The 4,932-nt window shown below is 40.7% G+C and carries 5 protein-coding genes; all 5 read left to right on the top strand.

Features of this window, described 5'->3' with window-relative positions; genetic code table 11:
• Positions 1 to 379: 379 nt before the first annotated feature.
• Positions 380 to 676, top strand: coding sequence for a hypothetical protein (locus COS96_00530; protein ID PIU44150.1), 297 nt, complete (start codon positions 380 to 382; stop codon positions 674 to 676).
• Positions 677 to 1,261: 585 nt separating this feature from the next.
• The gene (locus COS96_00525) at positions 1,262 to 1,450 is read left to right on the top strand and encodes a hypothetical protein (protein ID PIU44151.1); all 189 of its coding nucleotides are present in this window, start codon (positions 1,262 to 1,264) and stop codon (positions 1,448 to 1,450) included.
• A gap of 63 nt (positions 1,451 to 1,513) precedes the next feature.
• Positions 1,514 to 2,047, top strand: a complete 534-nt coding sequence (locus COS96_00520; protein ID PIU44149.1) for a hypothetical protein — start codon at positions 1,514 to 1,516, stop codon at positions 2,045 to 2,047.
• A 71-nt stretch (positions 2,048 to 2,118) separates the two neighbouring features.
• The gene (locus COS96_00515) at positions 2,119 to 2,889 is read left to right on the top strand and encodes a hypothetical protein (GenBank protein PIU44148.1); all 771 of its coding nucleotides are present in this window, start codon (positions 2,119 to 2,121) and stop codon (positions 2,887 to 2,889) included.
• A 117-nt stretch (positions 2,890 to 3,006) separates the two neighbouring features.
• Positions 3,007 to 4,932: hypothetical protein (locus tag COS96_00510; GenBank protein ID PIU44147.1), on the top strand; the 1,926-nt coding region annotated here is incomplete at its 3' end.

Here is a 4,932-nt window from a genome sequence, read left to right as displayed (position 1 = left end):
GCTCATTATCTGTTATATGTGTAAAATTTTTCATATTTTTCTTTTTATCATACAGTGTTCGGATTCAAAGGTAAATCTACGGGACGATGTCTAATTTACCGGGGTGGCTTCCCTGCAGAGTTATCCACAGGGATGGGGGATTTGGCAAGAACATTAAAGTATGATATCTTAAAACAGACATAGGATAGTAATATAGGACATTAAAAAGATTGGGGCAAGAATTTGAATTCTTATGGATAATGAGGGTTTAAATTCTTGCCGCAATGAATATCCGGAAGAGCTGGATAGGATAGGAATCTGAAACGCAGAAGCGTACAGAAAGAAATGGCAGGAAATCAAAATATAAAAATATAAAAATAAAAAAATAAAAATAATCAAAATGGACAGAAAAATAGAAAAAAACAAAAACAACGAGGAAGAATTCACGGCTGAAATATGCGGAGTTCTTGATGGCGATATAGAAAAGTTATCCAAAGAAATAGCAACAGTTTTAAAAGGGATACCATGGGTTATGTTCCGAAATGGAGTTGGGAATTTTTCGTTGATTGTTTCGGCTAAAAAAGAAGCCGTTGCGTCAATAAAAAATGATCTTCTTAATTATGTGTACGGAAATAGGGTTCTGACGGATTATAAGGAAACGATGATCATCGATTCTCATGCCCCCTTGGTTTCGTGATTATGTACACCCCCTTTGTTGATTTTTGACGAAGGGTTTTTATTTTGTTATAATTTTTAGACATATATTTAAAATAGTTACATGGATAAAGATTTTGTCATTCAACTTACCTCCAATCTTTACCGGATAACTTTGCTTTTTCCAAAGAAAGACCCCCTGCGAAATAAGATGAGGGAATTAGGAAGCGAGATATTGGCAAACTTGATTTTAATAATTGAAAGAGATGTCAATGGCGACATAAATAAAGAATGCCAAGAAGCGCTGGAAAAAATAAAGATTCTGGAAAGTTTTTTTGAAATCGCCAAAAGCCAGAACTGGCTGAGCCCTTTTGATATTTTAACTATTCAAAGCGAGTATTCCAATTTGAGAAATGAGTTGGCCGGAGAAGCGGAAGTGTCGGGGGTGGCTTCCCTGCAGAGTTGTCCACAGGGAGAGAAGCCGGGAGGGAAACCGGGAGGGAAGCCGAGCGAGATGTTAGCCGAGGGATTTAGGGAAAAGCTCTTCGGAATCGGCAACATTTTTTCTCCTCAATTAGTTTCTGAAAAATCCATTCCCGAAAACGACAATTTCTGTTCTCCGCAAAGAATGAGACAGGGCAAGATTATGGGGCTGTTGAGGGAGAAAGGAAAGGCTCAAGTTTGCGAAATTAAGAGGCTGTTCCCTGATGTCAGCAAGAGGACGATTCGCCGGGATTTTGAGCAACTGGTTGAGAAGAAAGTGCTGGACAGGATAGGGGAGAAGAATGCCACTTTTTACAAAATCAGGGAGGCTTAATGGGGTAGGACATGTATTTTAAGGGTAGGACGCTATACAATTAAGGGTAGGACATAAGCTTAAATGAACTTATTTAATAGGGAAAATTATAAGGAAATAAAGGAAATTTTCGGTAGGACATACGATGATTATATCAACAAGATATACCGTTTTGTCTTTTTAAAAACAGGGATCAAGGAGGTCGCCGAGGACTTGTCTTCGGAGACATTCTTGAAGTTTTTTAACGCCCTGAAGAAGGGGACTAAGATTGAAAATCAGCAGGCGTTTTTATATCAGATTGCTAGAAACTTAATAGCTGATTATTACAAAGCCAAGGGCAGAACAGCTGTTGTTTCAGCTGACCTGTCCCCCATTGTTGACCCTAAAAATTTAGAGGAAAAGTCAATGGTAAATTCTGACCTTTCCCTGCTCAAGGCCGGCTTAGTCAGGTTGAAGGAGGATGAACAAAGTATCATTGTTTGGAGGCATTTGGAAGAGCTTTCTATTCCGGAGATAGCTAAGCTGGTTGATAAGTCAGAGTCGGCCACAAGGGTAATGCTCCATAGGGCGATGAACTCATTGAAAGAAGCGCTTAATAACAGGCACAAAGAAGCTTAAATTTTGAAATTCTGAAATTTTGAGATTTTGAAATTGTAACAAAATAGGCGTAAATGAGTCATAATTTATATATGGCAAATCTCACGGAAAAAGAAATCATTAATAAGCTCAAGGAGTTGAAGGGAATCAGGCCTTCTACGGAATGGGTTTTGAATACCAGAGCCGGATTTTTACCTGCCCGCAATGCTTTGCATGGCAATGCAGGCGGGTATGAAAAGCCGAAGTTTTCTTTTCTGGAATTGTTCTCTTTTAGAAGAGTTTTAAGCGCCAGTCTTGTCCTTGTTTTGATCGCTGTTTCAACTGTTCTGGTTTCAGACAATTCTTTACCCGGAGACAGTCTTTATGCAGTTAAGAAAATGAAGGAAAAATTTCAAGCATCTATGCTTGCTTCAGGCGACGAGAAAACGAATTTCCAGCTGAAGTTGGTTGATGATAGATTAAACGATTTAAACAAAATTACAGACCAAAATAAAACCAGAAGTTTGGCTGTCGGAATTGAAGAAGTAAAGACGACAAAGGCTGAAGTGAAGAAAGACATCTTGAATTCTATTCAAGGAAAAGGTAAAAAGGAGGCCGTGAAATTAGCGAAGAAATTCGCTCCTGTTTTGAAAGAGATAGATGCCAAGCAAACAGAGGCTTATGCTTCATTGGGCATAGAACCGAAAGAAGAAAATAGCGGATTGGAAGCGCAATATAAAACAATCGTAGAATCAGAAATTAAATATTTGAAAACTTGTACATTGTCAGAAGAAAGCAGTTCAGCGTTGAAGTCAGCCATTGATTATTATGAAAGCGGAGATTATTTATCAGCCTTGATTAGTTTGCCGAAAGACGGCAACTAAATTGTGTTAATATTTGGAAAATCGCCAGTTCGTGGTTAATAGCTAAAGCCGCGAGCTCATGGTCGGCGCGATGGAAATTTAAAATTAAAAATTTAAAATTAAAAATTAGAATAAAATATGTCTATCAAGAAAAAGATTTTATCCACGGTAGTTGCCGTGACCTTTGTTCTTGGTTTAGTGGTATCTCCAGTAGCTGCGGCAACGCAAGCTGAATTGGAAGCTATGATTACAGCTTTGACAGAGCAATTGGCTCAAGCTCAAAGATTATTAGCTCAAACAACAACCGCTACAACCACAGGAACAGTTCAGGGTTGCGCGATTACTTCGTTCACAGCGAATTTAAGAGTTGGAAGCAAAGGCGATGCTGTAAAATGTTTGCAGATTGTTTTGAACTCTGACCCGACAACACAGGTAGCCACCACAGGCGTCGGCTCAACTGGAAATGAAACCAGCTATTTTGGTCCAGCGACTAAGGCGGCTGTTATCAAATTCCAAAACAAATACGCTTCAGAAATTTTATCCGTTTTCGGATTAACATCAGGAACAGGTTTTGTCGGTTCTGCAACAAGAGCTAAATTGAACACTATGTTAGCCACAGGTACAGGAACCGGTACAGGTACAGGAGCTTTACCAGCAGGTTGTTCTTCAACAGCCGGATATAGCTCAACTACCGGAGTTAAATGCGACATAGGCGTAGCAGTTGTCGTTTTACCGGCAGGATGTACTTCAACAGCCGGATACAGCACAACAACTGGTGTAAAATGTGACAGCACAGGCGCTGTTTCAACAGCCAACACAGTAAGTTTAGCCGCCAGCTCTCCTGCAGCTACAATAGTTGCTAAAGGATCTCAAGATCAGGTATTTACTGTCTTGAATTTGGCAGCCGGCAATGACGCTTACGCTATCACTTCTATTTCTATAACAAGAACAGGTGTCTCTGCTGACGGCGACTTAACTAACGTAAAGTTATACGACGGCACAACTCAAATCGGTTCAACACAGGCTTTGAGCACAACAACTCACAAAGCCGTGTTCAGCAATTTGAGCTTGATGATTCAGGCCAATAGCGTAAAACAGATAACTGTAAAGGCAAGCCTATCCTCTTCAGCCTCTGTAGCTAACTCCATCACATTAGGAGTTGCTAGCGCTTCTGACATCGTTGCCGGAGGAATAACTCTCGGCGGTAATTTCCCTGTTAACGGAAGCTACAAATCAGTTGCCACACAGGCAGTCGGCACATTAACTGCTGACATATTAGCTACTCCTTCAGCTTCCAACCCAATCGCCGGAAGCGTTGAACAGCATGTAGCAACATTACAATTGACATCTGCTATTGAAGGATTTGACGTCAGATCTCTTAAATTGACCCAAGTCGGAACAGCCGGAAATAGCGATATTTCCAACGTGAAAGTTAAATATGGAGCCACTGTTTTAGGAACAGCAGCCAGCTTAACTAACTCTTCTGTTACTATTTCAGGAAGCCCTCTTATTAACATTCCAGTCGGCACATCAAAGAACCTTGATGTTTATGTTGACGTTGCCGGAGGAATTAACACATCCAGAACAATTATCTGGGAAGTTACACAGGCCTCTGACGTTGACGCTGTCGGAACAAGCTCCGGCGGTTTAGTAACAACAACTGCAGCAACTGCAGCCGGATTTCCGGAACAGGGAGCGACTCATACTATCTCACAGGGAACATTGGTTACTGCTCTTGACGCAGCCACTAACCCATCAGCTCAAAGTTATGTTCTCGGGACAACCAACAGAACAATCACTGCTGTAAAATTAAGCACTGGTTCAACTGAAGGCGTAAGAGTAACCCAGATTACATTGACTTTAGCCGGGACTGACGCCGCTTCAACTGATATTTCCAATATTGCCTTGTATGATGGAGCAACTTTAATTTCCGGACCTAACGGAATCAGCGGAACAACAGTTCAATTCGGAACCAACACAGTTAACACTTATGATGTTTCCGGATTAATTGACATCCCAGCCAGCACTAACAAAGTCCTGACTGTAAAAGCTGATATCCCATCA

This window comes from Candidatus Nealsonbacteria bacterium CG07_land_8_20_14_0_80_39_13 (genome assembly GCA_002779355.1).
Taxonomy (GTDB): domain Bacteria; phylum Patescibacteriota; class Minisyncoccia; order Minisyncoccales.
Note: the sequence above shows the minus strand (reverse complement) of the source record. Positions and strands in the feature narration are given on the sequence as shown.

Bases quoted from the DNA above. Each gene is read 5' to 3' on its own strand.
- COS96_00530 (PIU44150.1), top strand. From the start codon at position 380: ATGGACAGAAAAATAGAAAAAAACAAAAACAACGAGGAAGAATTCACG.
- COS96_00525 (PIU44151.1), top strand. From the start codon at position 1,262: ATGAGACAGGGCAAGATTATGGGGCTGTTGAGGGAGAAAGGAAAGGCT.
- COS96_00520 (PIU44149.1), top strand. From the start codon at position 1,514: ATGAACTTATTTAATAGGGAAAATTATAAGGAAATAAAGGAAATTTTC.
- COS96_00515 (PIU44148.1), top strand. From the start codon at position 2,119: ATGGCAAATCTCACGGAAAAAGAAATCATTAATAAGCTCAAGGAGTTG.